Source organism: Pseudoroseomonas cervicalis ATCC 49957 (genome assembly GCF_000164635.1).
Taxonomy (GTDB): Bacteria; Pseudomonadota; Alphaproteobacteria; order Acetobacterales; family Acetobacteraceae; genus Pseudoroseomonas; species Pseudoroseomonas cervicalis.
Map to the genome: position 1 here is coordinate 595,557 of NZ_GG770778.1, position 15,993 is coordinate 611,549.

The following is a 15,993-nucleotide window of genomic DNA, read 5'->3' on the forward strand; positions in this document are numbered from 1 at the left end:
CGCTCGGCGCCGGCCGCGGCCTGGGCCAGCACGAAGGGCGCGCACATGGCGGCGCAATGCGTGGCGCCCCCCGCCAGCCCGGCCAGGAACAGCGCGCCCATCAGCGCGGCGAGGCCGCCGGGGCCGAGGGCGGCGAGATCGTGCAGGCAATTGGCGAGCATGGGCGGCATCCTAGACCCGCGCGCGCCGCGCCGCCTTGCGCGAGATCAAGCCCTGGGTGGCGCTACTCGCCGAAGCGGCTGTCGATCCAGTCGCGCCGGGTCAGCCGGTAGAGCAAATGGCGGCGCATCGGATGGCCCTCCGGCAGGCGCGGATGCGCGAAGCCGCCGGCGCGGCGCATGCCCAGGCGCTCCATCAGCCCCCAGGAGCGCAGATTGTCCGGCAGGGTGAAGGCGACGATCTCTGTCAGCTCCAGCGGGCCGAAGCCATGGGCGAGGGCGATGCGCGCCGCCTCCTCGGCATAGCCCTGGCCCTGGAATTCCGGGCGCAGCCGCCAGCCGATCTCGACCGGCGGGTCGGAGGGCGCCTCCCACGGGATGTCCCAGGGGATGCGCGCCAGGCCGCACATGCCCACCAGGCCGGGCTGCCCGTGCCGCTGCAGCGCCCAGAAGCCATAGCCATGCTGCGCCATGTGCGCGCCGATCCGGTCCATGAAACCGTCCGATTCCGCGCGGTCCAGCGCGGCCGGGAAGTATCGCATGACGCGCGGGTCGGCGTTCATCGCGGCGAAATCGTCGCGGTCGGCCTCGGTGTAGGGGCGCAGCGTCAGGCGGGGGCCGTTCAGCGTCACGGGGTCTGGCATGGCGGAGGCAGCCTAACCCGACTTCCCCCCCGCGCCGAAGGGGGTATGGTGGGCGGCAACGGAGGAACCCAAAGATGACCCCACAGACCGTGGAGGCGCTGGCCGCCAGCATTCCCGACGGGGCGCTGGTGGCGCTGCCGCCGGACAATTCGCTGCCATCCCTAGCCATCGCCAAGGCGCTGATCCGCCGTGGCGCGCGCGGGCTGCGGCTGCTGGGGGTTCCCGTCTCCGGCTTCGCCACGGATCTGCTGGTCGGCGCCGGCTGCGTCGCCGAGATCCAGACCAGCGCGGTCAGCCTGGGCGAGGCCGGCTTCGCCCCGCGCTTCAGCGCGGCGCTGAAGGAAGGCCGCATCCGGCTGCGCGACGCCACCTGCCCGGCCATCCACACCATGCTGCAGGCGGCGGAGAAGGGCGTGCCCTTCATGCCGCTGCGCGGGCTGATCGGCAGCGACATCCTGGCCAACCGGCCGGATTGGCGCGTCATCGACAACCCCTTCGCCGAGGGCGGCGACCCGATCGTGCTGCTGCCCGCGCTGTCCCCGGACGTCGCGGTGTTCCATGGCGTCATGGCGGATGCGGACGGAAATGTCTGGGTCGGGCGGCGGCGCGAATGCGCGACGCTGGCACATGCGGCGAAGCGCGCCGTGGTGACGGTGGAGCGGCTCTTCGACGGCAATCTGCTGGAGGATGAGCGCACCGCCCCCGGCACCATCAGCGGCACCTATATCGAGGCGGTGGCGATCGCCGAGCGCGGCGCGCATCCGGTGGCGCTGCTCGACGAATACGGCTTCGATGCCGATTACGTCGCTTCCTATGCCCGCGCCGCCAAGACCCAGGCGGGCTTCGAGGCCTGGGTGGAGCAGCATGTGTTTGGCACCCGCGCGGAGGAAGCGGCATGAGCGTCCAGCCCGAGGAACGCCTGGCCGCCGCCCTGGCGCGGCTGATCCTGGACCCCGCCGCCCCGCCGGCGCGGCACATCGCGGTGGGCGCGGCCTCGCCCATCCCGGCCGCCGCCTGCTGGCTGGTGAAGAAGCAGGGCCACCCGGTGCGCCTGTCGCTGCTGCACAAGCGCAGCGGCAACCCCTTCACCGAGGGCTCGCGCGAGCTGTTCGACCTGACCGGCCAGGGCCGCATCGACCTGTTCTTCCTGGGCGGCGGGCAGATCGACGGCCAGGCCAACATCAACCTGATCGGCACGGGGGAGTGGCCGGGGCAGGGGGTGCGCTTCCCCGGCAGCTTCGGCAGCGCCTTCATGTATTTCATGACGCCGCGCACCATCCTGTTCCGCGAGGAGCATTCGCCCCGCGTGCTGGTGGAGAAGGTGGAGCATATCTCCGCCCCGGGCCTCTCCGCGCCCGGCGTGTTCCGCCGCGGCACGGCGCAGGCGCTGCTGACCGGCAAGGCGCTGTTCCTGTTCGACCCGGCGCGCGGCCGCTTCAGCCTCGCCAGCGCGCATCCGGGGGAGGATGCCGCCTCGGTCCGCGCCGCCACCGGCTTCGACTATGACGAACCGGCGACGCTGCCGGTGACCCAAGATCCGACGCCGGAGGAGCTCGCTTTGCTGCGCGGCCCCGTCTGCGACGAGATGCTCGAGACCTATCCGGATTTCTGCGCCCGCGTCTTCGCGCGGCGCGCGCCCGTGACTGTTGCCAAGGATGATGCCGCATGACCGATGCCCTGCCGCAGATGGAGGAGACCGCCGGGGGGAAGGGCCTGGCCCGCACCGCCGGCGCGCTGGCCGGGCTGAAGGTGATCGACCTGACCCGCGTGCTGGGCGGCCCCTACTGCACCATGATCCTCTCCGACCATGGCGCCGAGGTCATCAAGATCGAGCCGCCGCAGGGCGATGAGGTGCGCGAATGGGGCCCGCCCTTCCAGGGCGACGCCGCCAGCTACTTCATCGGCGTCAACCGCAACAAGAAGTCGATCGCGCTCGACCTCGGCAAGCCGGCGGGGCGGGAGGTGCTGCTGCGCCTGCTGGAAGACGCCGATGTGCTGGTCGAGAATTTCAAGCCGGGCTCGATGGAGAAATGGGGCCTGGGCTATGAGGAGGTGCTCAGCCAGCGCTTCCCGAAGCTGGTGCATTGCCGCGTCTCCGGCTTCGGCGCCACCGGGCCGCGCGGCGGGCTGCCGGGCTATGACGCCATCATCCAGGCGATGGTCGGGCTGATGTCGATCAACGGCACGCCGGAGACGGCGCCGGTGCGCATGGGCACGCCGATCGTCGACCTGGCGACCGGCCTCTACTCCACCATCGGCATCCTGATGGCGCTGCAGGAGCGGGCGAAGTCGGGCCGCGGCCAGTATGTCGACATGACGCTGCATGATTGCGGCATGGCGCTGCTGCACCCGCAGGCCGCCAATTTCCTGCTCAATGACAAGCGGCCGAAGGCCACCGGCAACCCGCATCCGAACATCGCGCCCTATTCGGCGTTCAAGACCGCTACCTGCGAGATCTTCGTCGCCTGCGGCAACGACCCGGCCTTCCGCAAGTTCTGCGCCTTCCTCGGGCTGGAGGGGCTGCCGGACGATCCGCGCTTCCGCACCAATGGCGACCGCGTCACCAACCGCGACGCGCTGGCGGCGATCCTGGAGCAGCGCCTGGCGCAAGAGGATGGCCACGACCTGTCCGACCGGCTGCTGGCCGCCGGCCTGCCCGCCGGCCCGGTGCTGAATGTGGACGAGGCGCTGTCCCAGCCGCACACCGCGCATCGCGAGATGGTCACCGAGCTGGACGGGTTCCGGGCGCTGGGCACGCCGATCAAGCTGTCCCGCACCCCGGGCGGCACCCGCGCCCGCCCGCCCGCCTTCAACCAGCATGGCGACGAGGTGCTGCAACAGCACGGCTTCTCCGCCGAGGAGATCGCCGCCCTCAAGACCGACGGCATCCTGGTCGAGAAGAAAAGATAAGTTTTCTTTCGGGCTGCCGCCGCCTCGTTCCAAGGCGGGACGCTCCACTCGGAGGGAGGCGCGGGTTTCGCGCCTCCCTTTTTCATGCGCGCTGCCCGCCACCCTGGGCCGAAGCAGGCCCGGCGCAGTGCAGCGCCCGCCGTCCAAGCCCTGACCGGCAGCTTAAAGAAAAGTGCGGACGGACCAGAGTTCGGGGAAGAATTTCCGCTCCAGCGCCGCCTTCAGATAGCCCACGCCGGCGGAGCCGCCAGTGCCGGGGCGGTGGCCGATGATGCGCTCCACCGTCGACATGTGCTTGAAGCGCCAAGTGCGGAAGGCGTCCTCGAGGTCGACCAGCTCCTCGGCCAGCTCGTAGAGGTCGAACAGCCCGGCGCTGTCGCGATAGATCTGCCGCCAGGCGGCGATGACGCCCTCGTTTTCCTCATAGGGCTGGGTCACGTCGCGCTCCAGCACGGCGCGCGGCACCGGCAGGCCGCGCCGGGCCAGCAGGCGCAGCGCCTCGTCATACAGGCTGGGGGAGTCGAAGGCGGGTTGCAGCACCGCCATCACCTCGGGGCGGTGGGCGTGCGGGCGCAGCATGAAGGCGTCCTTGGCGCCCAGGCGGAACTCCAGCAGCCGGTACTGCCAGGACTGGAAGCCCGAGGCGGCGCCGAGGCTGTCGCGGAAGGCCAGGTAGTCGGCCGGGGTCATGGTGGTCAGCACGTCCCAGGCCTCGACCATCTGGCGCTGGATGCGCGAGACCCGCGCCATCGCCTTGAAGGCGGGGCCCGGATCGTCGGCGCGCAGCCGGTCCACGGCCAGGTCCAGCTCGTGGTTCATCAGCTTCATCCACAGCTCCTGCACCTGGTGGATGATGATGAACAGCATCTCGTCATGCTGGCCGGAGAGCGGCGATTGCGCCGCCAGCAGCCGCTCCAGCCCCAGATAGTCGCCATAGGACATGCGGCGGCGGAAATCGGTCTCGATGCCGTCGCGGCTTTCGCTGGCCATGGGGGCGTTCCTTCTGAAGCGGCCAGGGCAGTCTGGCATGGCGGCGGGCCGCGCCCCAGCCCCCCTGCGAGACCGGTGCCACCCCTGGACCCGGTTCCGGGGCTGGCGCAGGATGCGGCCATGCTCGACCTGCGCCCGCATTTCTCCCGGTTTCTCGGCAGCGACCCGCACCGGTTGCACGTGGCTGCCCACAGCCACCATCCCTGGCCGGATGTCACGCGGGACGCCCAGCTGGCGGCCTGGGACCTCGCCGCAGGCCGCATCGACGGCAAGTGGGAGGAGGTGCTGGGCCCGCTCTGGCAGCGGCTGCAGCAGCGCATCGCGGCTCTGCTGAACCTGCCCGACCCCTCGACGCTGGTCTTCGCCCCCAACACGCAGGAATTCGTCGGCCGGATCCTCTCGGCCCTGCCGGTGGGGCGGGTGCCGCGGGTGCTGACCACGGATGGCGAGTTCCATTCCTTCGCCCGCCAGGCGGCGCGGCTGGAGGAGGAGGGGCTGCTGGCGGTGACCCGCATCCCGGCCGAGCCGGCGGCCGAGTGCCTGCCGCGCCTGGTCGAGGCGGCGCGCGGCGGCGGCTACGACCTGATCTGGGTCAGCCAGGTGATGTACCAGACCGGCGCCGTGCTGGAGGGGCTGGAGGCGCTGGCCGAGGCCGCCGGCGAGGCGGCGCTGGTGATCGATGGCTACCACGCCTTCATGGCCCGGCCGGTGGACCTTTCCGCCCTGGCCGGGCGCGCCTTCTACCTGGCCGGAGGTTACAAATACGCCATGGGGGGCGAGGGCTGCTGCTTCCTGCACTGCCCGCCGGGCTGGCTGCCGCGCCCGCGGCTGACCGGCTGGTACGCCGCCTTCGCCGCCCTGGCCGCGCCCGGCGGCGGCACGCCCTATGCCACGGACGGGCAGCGCTTCATGGGCGCGACCTTCGACCCCTCCGGCCTGTTCCGGCTGGAGGCGGCTTTGGGCTGGGTGGCGGCGCAGGGGCTGGACCCGGCCGCCATCCACGCCCATGCCCGCGCCCTGCAGGACGGCTTCCTGGCGCGGCAGGAGGAGACGCTGCTGGCCGGGGCGCGGCTCGCGGTTCCCGGCCCGGCGCGCGGCAATTTCCTGGCCTTCGAACTGGCCGAGGCCGGCGCGTGGCAGGCGCGGCTGGCGGCGCTGGGCATCGTCACCGACCATCGCGGCCACCGCCTGCGGCTGGGCTTCGGCCTGTATCACGACGCGGCGGCGCTGGAGGCGCTGCTGCACCGGCTGCGGCGCGGCTGAGGCGCCGGGCGCGGGCGGCGCCGGGGGAACGGTTTTTTTACCGCGGAGGCACAGGATCGAGGCTCCCGCAGCCAGCCGGTTCCCGCCCCATGTCCATCAAGACCCGATTGATCGCCACCTTCGCCGGCATCCTGCTCGGCTTCATCGCGATGGGCGGCTTCGCCCTGAACCGCATGAACGCCGTGCAGAATGTGACGCATGACCTGACCGCCAACTGGATGCCCAGCCTGAAGAGCATTGGCGAGGTCACTGAGGCCGGGCTGCGCATCCGCCAGCAGGTGCTGGTGCATGTGCTGCAGACCGACGAGGCCGGCATGCGGCGCACCGAGGATACGATCGCCCGGGAGCAGCAGCTGATCGAGGCGGGGCTGCGCGCCTACCAGGCGCTGATCGCCGAGCCGGCCGAGCGCGCTTTGTATGAGGCCGTGGTCAGCTCCTACGCCGCCTATCAGCGCGAATTGCCGCCGACGCTGGAGATGAGCCGGCGCAATGAACAGCAGGCTGCGCTGCAGCGGATCGAGGGTGTCAACCGCCGCGCCTATGAGGCCTATGCCCAGGCGATGGACGCGCTGCGGCAGTTCAACGCCAGTGGCGCGCTGAAGGTCGCGGGCGAGGCCGACCGGGCCTATGACAGCGCCGTGCTGGCGGTGTGGGTGACGCTCGGCCTCGGCGCGCTGGTGCTGGCGGCGCTGGGCTACAGCCTGATCGCCCGCATCAGCGTGCCCGTGCACCGGCTGACCGAGACGATGCAGCGCATGACCGGCGGCGACCTCAACGCCACCGTGGCCGACAAGGAGCGCACCGACGAGATCGGCGCCATGGCCCGCGCGCTGGAGGTGTTCCGCGACAAGACGCGCGACGCCGAGCGGCTGGCGGCCGAGCAGGCCGCCGCCGACCGCAAGTCGCAGGAGCGCGGCCAGCGGGTCGAGACGCTGGTGAAGAGCTTCGGCCAGGAATCGCAGCAGGCGCTCGAGACCCTGCGCGGCGCGGCGCAGCGGCTGGGCGGCACCTCGGCCGAGATGTCGCGCTCCGCCGAGGAGGCGGCGCGGCTGACCACCACCCTCTCCCGCGCCTCGGACAGCGCGTCGAGCAACGCGCAGACCGCCGCCGCGGCGACCGAGGAGCTGACCGCCTCGATCGGCGAGATCACCCGCCAGGTCGGCCGCTCGGCCGAGGTGTCGCGCCGCGCCGTGGCCGAGACCGAGCGCACCGACCGCACGGTGCGGGAACTCGCCGACACCGCCAACCGCATCGGCGACGTGGTGCGGCTGATCGCCGACATCGCCGGCCAGACCAACCTGCTGGCGCTGAACGCCACCATCGAGGCGGCGCGGGCGGGGGAGGCCGGCAAGGGCTTCGCCGTGGTGGCCTCCGAGGTGAAGAACCTGGCCAGCCAGACCGCCAAGGCGACGGAGGAGATCAGCCAGCAGGTGGGCGCCATCCAGGGCGTCACCGGCCAGGCGGTGGAGGCGATCCGCAGCATCGCCGCCGTGGTGGCCGAGATCGACCAGACCGCCGCCGCCATCGCCGCCGCGGTGGAGGAGCAGGGCGCGGCGACGCAGGAGATCGCCCGCAACATCGCCGGCACGGCGGAGGCGGCCGCCTCGCTCTCGCGCGAGACGGGGGTGGTGCGCGACGCCGCCGAGGTCAGCGGCCGCTCGGCCGAGCAGGTGCGCACCGTCTCCGGCGAGGTCAGCAGCACCAGCGAGACGCTGCGCAACCAGCTGGACCGCTTCCTGAAGGGCATCCAGGCCGCCTGAGCGGGCGGCGGCCTGTGCCGGCTGGGCCTGGGCTGGCGCGCGTCAGCCCAGGCAGCGCGCCAGCAACTCGGCGGTGCGGCCATTGGCGATGGTGGCGGCGCGGCCATCCCAGCTATGCCCGCCCATGCGGGCGAAGGCATGGTCCACGCCCGGATAGACATGGGCGGCGATCTGGCCATTGCCCTCGACCCCGGCCAGGATCGCCTGGCGCGCCGCCTCGGGCACGAAGCGGTCCAGCTCGGCGATGTGCATCAGCAGCGGCTTGCCGACGCGGGACACCCCCTCCAGCAGCCCGTCGATGCCGACGCCGTAATAGGAGATGTTGCAATCGGCGTCCGATTCGGTGGCCATCATGAAGGCCAGCCGCCCGCCCAGGCAGAAGCCCATGGTGCCGGCCCGGCCATTGCAGCCGGGCATGACGCGCACCGCCGCCAGCGTCGCCTTCAGGTCCTCGATGCCCTTCTGCTGGTCGAAGCCGTTCATCAGGGCGAAGGCGCGGTCCCATTCCTCCTTGCTGCCATCGGTCAGCTGCACCCCCGGCTCCTGCCGCCAGAACAGGTCCGGGCAGATGGCGATGAAGCCCATATCGGCCACCCAGTCGGAGAGGGCGCGCATGGCGTGGTTCACGCCGAAGATCTCCTGGATCATCACCACGGCGCCGGCCGGCACCTGCTTCGGCATCGCCAGATAGGCGCCGAAGCTGCCGGTCCCGTCGCTGGCCTGGATCGTGATTTCGGGCATTGCGTGTCCTCGGATGCGGGAGGGAAGGGCGGGCAGGATAGCCGGATGCGCCGCCAGCGGAAGCCGCCCCCCATCACCCTTGCGCGGGGGCGTCGCGCGCCCCGTCCCTGGCTTGCGCCGGGGCGGCGTGGCACTATCTGCCCGACAGCCCGCCGCAGAGGATGACCATGCCCGTCTCCCGCCCCGATTTCCGTGAAGCCATGGCGCGCCTGGGGGCTGCGGTGAATGTCGTGACCAGCGACGGGCCGGCGGGGTTGGCCGGGCTGACCGCCAGTGCTGTCTGCTCCGTCACCGACGATCCGGCGACGCTGCTGGTCTGCATCAACCGCGCCAGCAGCCAGAACGCCGCCTTCAAGGCGAATGGCGTGCTCTGCGTCAATGTGCTCTCGGCCGGGCAGGCGGAGATCTCCAACGTCTTCGCCGGGCTGACCGGCGCCACGACGGGGGAGGAGCGCTTCCGCAGCGGCGCCTGGAGCCGGCTGGAAACCGGCGCCCCGGCGCTGGAGGGCGCCGCCGTCTCGCTCGATTGCGTGGTGGAGGAGGTGCTGGAGAAGGGCACGCACAGCGTCTTCTTCGCCGCCATCCGCGCCATCCGCCTGGGCGAGCGCGGCCCGGGGCTGATCTGGTGGCAGCGCGACTACCACCACCTGGCCCTGCCGGCCTGAGCCGGCGAAAGTGACCCTGCCGGCCTGAGCCGGCGTAACGGCTTCTGCCGGCTTGCGCCGGCGGGGCCACCGGCCCGCGCAAGGCGGGCCGGCGGCCGCGTGGCCTCAGCCGGCCTCGGCGATCAGCTGGCGCACCAGCGGATAGACCTCGTTGGTCCAGCGGCGGCCGCTGAACACGCCGTAATGCCCGGCGCCGATCTGCAGGTGGTTGCGCTTCATGGTGTGCGGCAGGTTGCGGCACAGATCGAGGGCCGCGGCCGTCTGGCCGACGGCGCAGATATCGTCGCGCTCGCCCTCCACCGTCAGCAGGTGGGTGCGGCGGATCGCCTCCGGCTTCACCAGCCGGTCGCGGTGCATCAGCTTGCCCAGCGGCAGGTGGTGCTCCTGGAACACCTTCTGCACCGTCTCCAGGTAGAATTCGGCCGGCAGGTCCATCACCGCCAGGTATTCGTCGTAGAAGCGGCGATGCGCGTCGGCCAGCTCGGAATCGCCGCCCACCAGGTTGCGGAACTGCTCCAGATGGGCGTTCACATGGCGGTTCAGGTTCATCGACATGAAGGCGGTCAGCTGCAGCGCGCCGGGATAGACCCGCCGCCCGCCGCCCTTCAGCCGCCAGGGCACGGTGTCGATCAGGTTCTGCTCGAACCAGGAGATCGGGTGCTCCTGCGCCAGCTCGTTCACCTTGGTGGGGCTGATGCGGGTGTCGATGGGGCCGGCCATCAGCACCATGCTGCGCGGGGTGGCCGGGTTGCGGTCCTCGGCCATCAGGGCGACGGCGGCCAGCACCGGCACGGCGGGCTGGCAGACGGCCAGCACATGGCCGCCGGGGCCGATCTCCTCCTGGAAGCGGATCACATGGTCGACGAACTCGTCGAAGCCGAAGCGCCCGGCCGAGAGCGGCACGTCGCGCGCATTGGTCCAGTCGGTGATGTAGACGTCGTTGTCCGGCAGCAGCACCTGCACCGTGCCGCGCAGCAGGGTGGCGAAATGGCCCGACATGGGCGCCACCACCAGGATGCGGGGCTGCGGCGTGTCGATCGCCTTGCGGAAATGCAGCAGCGTGCCGAAGGGGGTGGAGAAGACCGGGGTTTCCTCGACCGCCACCTCGTCATTGCCGACGCGGACGCTGGTGAAGCCGAAGGAGGGGCGTTCATGGGTGATGCCGCTGGTGCCGAAGAGTTCGAGCGCGGCGGTGACCTGGCGCAGGCCATAGGTTTCCGGGCGGCCAGTGTCGAACAGGCGCAGCCAGGCACCCGTTCCCTTGGCGGCCTGCCGGAACGGGGTGAGCAGGTCCTGCTGGGCCTGATAGAGCTGATACATCATTCCGCTGGAGCCTCTCCGCGCAATGGGGTGGCTTAGTTTGGCCAGCCTCTTGCCGCCGCCCCAGCGAACGGTAACGCATTCGTTCCCTCGCTGCGAGGCTGCATCTTCGCCGGCTATAAATGACCTTTTCGTTAAGCCCGTGACGGGAATATGGTTTCACCTTGCTCGCGCCGGAGTGTTCGCCATGAGTGAAGCCCGCCTTCTCATCAGCAGCTACAACTACTCCTCCTGGTCGATGCGGGGCTTCCTGCTCTGCCGCATGGCCGGGCTGCGCTTCACGGTCGAGACCGCCTCGCCCGACGACCCCCAGGTGCGGGCGGAGCTGCTGTCGCGCAGCGCCACCATCCGCCTGCCCTGCCTGGTGCAGGGCGAGATCCGGGTCTGGGACACGCTGGCCATCGCCGAGCACCTGAACGAGCAGCACCCGCAGGCGCGCATGATGCCGGCCGAGCCGCTGGCTCGCGCCCGCTGCCGCTCGATCTCGGGCGAGATGCATGCCGGCTTCGCGTCGCTGCGCGGCTCGCTGCCGCTCAACATCCGCGCCCGCCGCCCTGGCTTCCGCCTGTGGTCCGGCCCGCGTGCCGATATCGAGCACCTGCAATCGATCTGGGAGGATTGCCTGGAGGCCTGGGGCGGCCCCTGGCTGTTCGGCGAGCGCCTCAGCGTGGCGGATGCGATGTTCGCCCCCGTGGCCAGCCGCTTCCTGACCTATGACGTCCACCTGCCCGGCCTGGCCGGCGCCTATCAGGACCGGCTGCTGGCCTGGCCCGAGGTCGCCGAGTGGATGGAGGCGGCCGAGGCCGAGCCGGAGGCGATCGAGGAGCTGGAGGTGGAGTTCTAGGCCGCGCCGGCGGCGGCCAGCGCCGCCGCCGTGCCGCTGGCCCAGGCCCATTGGAAATTGTAGCCGCCGAGCCAGCCGGTGACGTCCACCGCCTCGCCGATGATGTAGAGCCCGGGCACCGCCTTCGCCTCCAGGCTGCGGGAGGAGAGGGCGGCGGTGTCGACGCCGCCCAGCATCACCTCGGCCTTGGCGTAGCCCTCGCTGCCGGCGGGCGTCAGGCTCCATTGCGACAGGCGGGTGGCGGCCTGGCGCAGGGTCTTGTCCGGCTGCTCGGCCATGATGCGGTCGGGCAGCCAGGATCCGGCCAGGGCGTGCCCCAGGCGCTGCGGCAGCAGCTCGGCCAGCACGGTGCGGGCGGCGGCACGTGGCCGCGCCTGCTTGGCGGCCAGCAGCAGCGCCGCCGCGTCCCGCCCGGGCAGCAGGTCCAGGCTGATCGCCTGCCCCTCCCGCCAGGCGGAGGAGATCTGCAGGATGGCTGGCCCCGACAGGCCGCGATGGGTGAACAGCACCGCCTCCTCGAAGCGGTGCCGGCCGAGCCGCGCCACCGCCGGCAAAGCGACGCCGGAGAGGCCGCGCATCAGCTCCAGCTCGGCGCCGGCGAAGGTCAGGGGCACGAGGGCCGGCCGCGTCTCGGTCAGGCCCAGGCCGAAGCGGCGGGCGAGGTCGAGGGAGAGGCCGGTGGCCCCCATCTTCGGGATGGAGAGGCCGCCGGTGGCCAGCACCAGGCGCGGCGCGGTGAAGCTGCCCTTGTCCGTCTCCACCCGGAACGCCTCCGCGCGCGAGACCCCGGTGATGCGGTGCGCCAGCCGCAGATCGACCCCGCCGGCGGCGCATTCGGCCAGCAGCATGGCGACGATCTGCCGGGCCGAGCCGTCGCAGAAGAGCTGGCCGAGCGTCTTCTCGTGCCAGGCGATGCGGTGCTTCTCGACCAGGGCCAGGAACTCGGCCGGGCGGTAGCGGGAGAGGGCGGATTTGGCGAAATGCGGGTTGGCCGAGAAGAACCGCTCCGGCACCGTGTCGCGGTTGGTGAAGTTGCAGCGCCCGCCGCCGGAGATCAGGATTTTCGAGCCGGCCTGCGGCGCGTGGTCCAGCACCAGCACCTTCAGGCCGCGCTGCCCCGCCTGGAGGGCGAACATCAGCCCGGCCGCGCCCGCGCCGAGCACCACCGCATCGAATGCCTGTTGCTGCATGGGGCGGGGCTTAGCCGGAAAGCCTGGCCGGGGCCAGCGCGGCGGGGCGTGGCGTTATCCCCAGTTCCGGTGGATGAGGCTGGGGATAAGGCGAGGGACGGGCTGGGGACGGCCTGGGGGCGGCACGGATTCTTCCCAGCACAAGCCTAGGCTTTTCCCGACCATCCCGCTTTCCCCGTTGCGATCCCGTCCCGTTTCCGCCCCCGATGGCGGGTGCAGGGGACCCCGTCCCCTGCTGGGGGAGCTTGAGGGGGCGAAGCCCCCTCAAGGCGCGAACACCCCCTTCAGCCGGGCCAGCGCCAGCGCCGCCAAGCTGCAGGCATCCTGCAGCACGCCGTCGCGCGCCATGGCCTCCACCTCGGCGAGCGGCAGGGCGCGGCAGAGCATGTCCTGCTCGCTGGCCTCGCGCGACGTGGGGCCCTGGGTCAGCCCGGTGGCCAGGAAGACGTGGCCGCGCTGGCTGCAATAGCCGGGGCCTTGCAGGATGGTGCCGATCGGCTCCAGCCGGGCGGCGGTGAGGCCGGTCTCCTCGCGCAGCTCGGCCGCGGCCAGCACCGCCGGGTCGGTGCCCGGCGCCTGTTCCCAGGTGCCCATCGGCAGTTCCCACTGCCGGGCGCGGACCGGGTAGCGGTACTGCTCGACCAGAGTGAGGCAGCCATCCTGCCAGGGCAGCAGCACGACGAAGTCGCTGCGCTCCACCACGCCATACAGCCCGTCCGAGCCATCGGCGCGGCGGATGCGGTCCTCCCGCACGCGCAGCCAGCGGTTCTCATAGGCCACGCGGCTGCTCAGCGTGACGACCTCGTTCTGCATGCGAATCCCTCCAGCATCCGTGTTGGCAACCGATTGGTCGCGTCCCGGTTTTTCCTGCCGCAACCAAGGAGAAGACGCCAATGGCAGTTCTGATTGGCACCCCTGGCAATGACCGTCTGATCGCGCCCGACGCGCGCGAGAATGACAGCATCGCCGGCGACGCCGGCGACGATTTCATCGAGGCGCGCGGCGGCGACGACCGCATCACCCCGGGCCCTGGCAATGACCGGGTCGAGGGCGGCGATGGGCGTGACACCGTGATCGTCTCGGGCGACATCTCGCAGACCGAGGTGTATCGCTACAACAACGAGGGCGTGCTGCGCGGCCCGGATGGCGTGGACACGCTGCTGGATGTCGAGGCGGTGCAGTTCACCGGCGTCGGCGGCACGCTGGAGATGAGCGACGCCAACAGCTTCCTCTCCTATTCCTACATCGCCTCCTATGGCGACCTGACCGAGGCCTATGGCGCCGATGCCGGTGCCGGCTGGCGGCATTTCCGTGATTTCGGCGCCGTGGAAGGGCGTGAGATCACCTTCAACGGCAATGCCTACCTGGCCGCCAACACCGATGTGCTGAGCGCGCTCGGCGCCAATGCCGATGAATCCGGCGCCCGGCATTATCTGGAGTATGGCCGCTTCGAGGGCCGCACCACGGAGTTCGCCGCGCTGTCCTACACCGCCAGCTATGGCGAGCTGATCGACAGCTTCGGCACCGACACGATCGCCGCCACGGCGCATTTCGTGCAGGAAGGCTTCAACGAGGGGCGCGGCATCAGCTTCAACGGCCTCGAATACGTCGCCTCCTATGGTGACCTGATCGACGCCTATGGCGATGCCGAGCGGCCCTTCGACCTGGGTGAGGACGGCGCCGGCCACTACATCCAGTATGGCCGTGGCGAGGGCCGCGAGACGACCTTCGACGGCCTGCAATACATGGCCAGCTATGGCGACGTGATCGAGGCGTTCCGCGACTCGACCGATGCCGGTGCCTACGACACCATCGGCGCGCTGCACTACATCCGCGACGGTTTCGGCGAGGAGCGCGTGGCGGACCGCTTCAACGAGCAGTCCTATGCCGCGGCCAATGGCGACCTGGCCGAGGCCGGCATCACCAGCGCCGACGCGCTGGCGCTGCACTGGATCCAGTATGGCTATGAGAAAGGCCGTGCCGGTGCCTACGACCCGGTGATCGCCTGATCCACGACCAGGCGACCGCCTGACCGGAGGCTCGCCCGCCCCGGCCCGCAAGGGCCGGGGCTTTTTCGTGCCCCCGCCCCGCTTTGTTGCGCTTGCGGCAGATCAAGGCGCGGCGCCCCGGCCGGGCGCAGTCTGCCGGCCTCAGCGGGGAGACAGGCCATGGCCGGACTGAAGGACATTCTGCTGCATCTCGACGCCTCGGACGCCGCCGCCGAAAGGCTGCGCCTGGCGGCCATGCTGGCGCGGAAGCATGGCGCGCATCTGACGGGGCTGTTCGTGCTGGACATCGCCTGGCCGGTCTTCGCCGGCGATGGCGCCAGCGCCGCGGCCGTCGCCACCGTGCTGCGCCGGCTGCGCGAGGAGGCGGAGGCGGCCGCCGCCACCGCCGAGGCCGCCTTCCGCGAGACGCTGCGGCGCGAGGGGCTGCAGGGCGAATGGCGCCGGCCGGAGGGCGACACCCCCTCGCTGGTGGCGCTGCACGCCCGCTATGCCGATCTGGTGGTGCTGGGCCAGCCGCAGCCGGGCGGCGCCACGCCGCTGGCGGCGGAGGTGCTGGAGGCGGCGCTGTTCGGCTCCGGCCGGCCGCTGCTGGTGGTGCCCTATGCCGGACGCTTCGACAGCCTTGGCCAGAACGTGCTGGTGGGGTGGAATGCCAGCGCCCAGGCCAGCCGCGCCCTGCATGACGCGCTGCCGCTGCTGGAGGGGGCGGCGCGCACCACCGTCCTGGCGGTCAATCCGCGGCGCGGGCCCGACGGGCACGGCGCCGAGCCGGGGGCCGACATCGCCCGCCATCTGGCGCGGCACGGGCTGGTGGTGGAGGCGGAGCAGGTGGTGGCGCCCGAGATCGCCGAGGCCGACACGCTGCTGAACCGCGCCGCCGAGCTGGGCGCCGACCTGCTGGTGCTGGGCGGCTATGGCCATAACCGGCTGCGCGAGCTGGTGCTGGGCGGCGTCACCCGCCGTCTGCTGCGCGAGATGACGGTGCCGGTGCTGATCTCGCACTGAGGCGCCGTTGGCCTGATTTCTGCAAGAGGGAGGATGGTGCCCAGAGCCGGAATCGAACCAGCGACACTGCGATTTTCAGTCGCATGCTCTACCAACTGAGCTATCTGGGCCCATTCTGGGCGACCCTTGCGGGTCGCCACCGGTTGGTGGCGGGGTGAATACTGGATGACAGCGGCGCTGTCCAGCGGGGTCGGCGAATTGTTTTGCCTCTGGGCCGACGCCGCTCGCGCGGGCCGCCGTCAGAAGCGGCCGGGCGGGTCGCCCTCCGCTTCCTCCTCCGGCTCGGCCGGGCCGGCGGGGATGGCATAGGCGCCGGAGAGCCAGCGGCCGAGATCCACCTGCCGGCAGCGATCGGAGCAGAAGGGGCGGTGCGCCGCCTCGGCGGGCTTGCCGCAGACCGGGCAGGCGGGCGGGCGGCGGGCGGGCTTGGCGGGGCTGTCAGGCGGCATGGATGTGCTCCTGTCCGGCGGCGCAGAGCGGGTCGGCGCGCAGCG

General features: G+C 71.5%; 16 protein-coding genes and 1 tRNA gene. 9 read left to right on the plus strand and 8 right to left on the minus strand.

Annotated elements, in window-relative coordinates:
• Positions 1 to 223: 223 nt before the first annotated feature.
• Positions 224 to 802: a GNAT family N-acetyltransferase gene (locus HMPREF0731_RS09825; RefSeq protein ID WP_007003955.1), complete on the minus strand. Its 579-nt coding sequence runs from the start codon at positions 800 to 802 to the stop codon at positions 224 to 226.
• Between the two features lie 74 nt (positions 803 to 876).
• Between HMPREF0731_RS09825 and HMPREF0731_RS09830 the strand changes: the two genes are divergently transcribed.
• The 3 genes from HMPREF0731_RS09830 to HMPREF0731_RS09840 are packed head-to-tail and all read left to right on the plus strand — an operon-like array spanning position 877 to position 3,712.
• A complete protein-coding gene (locus tag HMPREF0731_RS09830; protein WP_007003956.1) occupies positions 877 to 1,701 on the plus strand; it encodes a CoA transferase subunit A in 825 nt (274 codons plus the stop codon).
• The gene (locus tag HMPREF0731_RS09835; RefSeq protein WP_007003957.1) at positions 1,698 to 2,471 is read left to right on the plus strand and encodes a hypothetical protein; all 774 of its coding nucleotides are present in this window, start codon (positions 1,698 to 1,700) and stop codon (positions 2,469 to 2,471) included. Before HMPREF0731_RS09830 ends, HMPREF0731_RS09835 begins: the two co-directional genes overlap by 4 nt.
• Entirely contained in the window at positions 2,468 to 3,712 is a 1,245-nt protein-coding gene (locus HMPREF0731_RS09840; RefSeq protein ID WP_007003958.1) for a CaiB/BaiF CoA transferase family protein, read from the plus strand. The genes HMPREF0731_RS09835 and HMPREF0731_RS09840 overlap by 4 nt, the downstream gene beginning before the upstream one ends.
• Before the next feature lie 162 nt (positions 3,713 to 3,874).
• On the opposite strand, the gene kynA is transcribed toward HMPREF0731_RS09840, so the two are convergent.
• Positions 3,875 to 4,702 carry a tryptophan 2,3-dioxygenase gene (gene kynA / locus HMPREF0731_RS09845; RefSeq protein WP_040612638.1) on the minus strand — a complete coding sequence of 276 codons (828 nt, stop codon included), beginning with the start codon at positions 4,700 to 4,702 and terminating at the stop codon, positions 3,875 to 3,877.
• Positions 4,703 to 4,822: 120 nt separating this feature from the next.
• On the opposite strand from kynA, the gene HMPREF0731_RS09850 reads away from it, so the two are divergent.
• Together HMPREF0731_RS09850 and HMPREF0731_RS09855 are read left to right on the plus strand one after the other, a co-directional pair.
• Entirely contained in the window at positions 4,823 to 5,965 is a 1,143-nt protein-coding gene (locus tag HMPREF0731_RS09850; protein ID WP_040612640.1) for an aminotransferase class V-fold PLP-dependent enzyme, read from the plus strand.
• 89 nt (positions 5,966 to 6,054) lie between these two features.
• A complete protein-coding gene (locus HMPREF0731_RS09855) occupies positions 6,055 to 7,725 on the plus strand; it encodes a methyl-accepting chemotaxis protein (protein WP_007003960.1) in 1,671 nt (556 codons plus the stop codon).
• A gap of 42 nt (positions 7,726 to 7,767) precedes the next feature.
• Here HMPREF0731_RS09855 and HMPREF0731_RS09860 read toward each other — a convergent pair whose 3' ends face one another.
• Entirely contained in the window at positions 7,768 to 8,466 is a 699-nt protein-coding gene (locus tag HMPREF0731_RS09860; protein WP_007003961.1) for a dienelactone hydrolase family protein, read from the minus strand.
• A 167-nt stretch (positions 8,467 to 8,633) separates the two neighbouring features.
• Here HMPREF0731_RS09860 and HMPREF0731_RS09865 point away from each other — a divergent pair, with 167 nt between their 5' ends.
• On the plus strand, positions 8,634 to 9,131 hold the full coding sequence (locus HMPREF0731_RS09865) for a flavin reductase (RefSeq protein WP_157136039.1): 498 nt from the start codon (positions 8,634 to 8,636) through the stop codon (positions 9,129 to 9,131).
• A gap of 105 nt (positions 9,132 to 9,236) precedes the next feature.
• Here HMPREF0731_RS09865 and HMPREF0731_RS09870 read toward each other — a convergent pair whose 3' ends face one another.
• Positions 9,237 to 10,454, minus strand: a complete 1,218-nt coding sequence (locus HMPREF0731_RS09870) for a polyhydroxyalkanoate depolymerase (RefSeq protein ID WP_007003963.1) — start codon at positions 10,452 to 10,454, stop codon at positions 9,237 to 9,239.
• A 184-nt stretch (positions 10,455 to 10,638) separates the two neighbouring features.
• On the opposite strand from HMPREF0731_RS09870, the gene HMPREF0731_RS09875 reads away from it, so the two are divergent.
• Entirely contained in the window at positions 10,639 to 11,295 is a 657-nt protein-coding gene (locus HMPREF0731_RS09875) for a glutathione S-transferase (RefSeq protein ID WP_040612642.1), read from the plus strand.
• Here HMPREF0731_RS09875 and HMPREF0731_RS09880 read toward each other — a convergent pair.
• Both HMPREF0731_RS09880 and HMPREF0731_RS09885 read right to left on the minus strand, forming a co-directional pair.
• A complete protein-coding gene (locus HMPREF0731_RS09880; RefSeq protein ID WP_007003965.1) occupies positions 11,292 to 12,485 on the minus strand; it encodes a BaiN/RdsA family NAD(P)/FAD-dependent oxidoreductase in 1,194 nt (397 codons plus the stop codon). The two genes, HMPREF0731_RS09875 and HMPREF0731_RS09880, sit on opposite strands and share 4 nt — an antisense overlap.
• A gap of 264 nt (positions 12,486 to 12,749) precedes the next feature.
• Entirely contained in the window at positions 12,750 to 13,298 is a 549-nt protein-coding gene (locus tag HMPREF0731_RS09885) for an NUDIX domain-containing protein (RefSeq protein WP_007003966.1), read from the minus strand.
• A gap of 80 nt (positions 13,299 to 13,378) precedes the next feature.
• Between HMPREF0731_RS09885 and HMPREF0731_RS09890 the strand changes: the two genes are divergently transcribed.
• On the plus strand, positions 13,379 to 14,494 hold the full coding sequence (locus HMPREF0731_RS09890; protein ID WP_007003967.1) for a hypothetical protein: 1,116 nt from the start codon (positions 13,379 to 13,381) through the stop codon (positions 14,492 to 14,494).
• 159 nt (positions 14,495 to 14,653) lie between these two features.
• Positions 14,654 to 15,499, plus strand: a complete 846-nt coding sequence (locus HMPREF0731_RS09895; protein WP_007003968.1) for a universal stress protein — start codon at positions 14,654 to 14,656, stop codon at positions 15,497 to 15,499.
• A gap of 34 nt (positions 15,500 to 15,533) precedes the next feature.
• On the opposite strand, the gene HMPREF0731_RS09900 is transcribed toward HMPREF0731_RS09895, so the two are convergent.
• Positions 15,534 to 15,609, minus strand: a tRNA-Phe gene (locus HMPREF0731_RS09900).
• A 129-nt stretch (positions 15,610 to 15,738) separates the two neighbouring features.
• The gene (gene yacG / locus HMPREF0731_RS09905) at positions 15,739 to 15,948 is read right to left on the minus strand and encodes a DNA gyrase inhibitor YacG (protein WP_007003969.1); all 210 of its coding nucleotides are present in this window, start codon (positions 15,946 to 15,948) and stop codon (positions 15,739 to 15,741) included.
• Positions 15,949 to 15,993 lie beyond the last annotated feature (45 nt).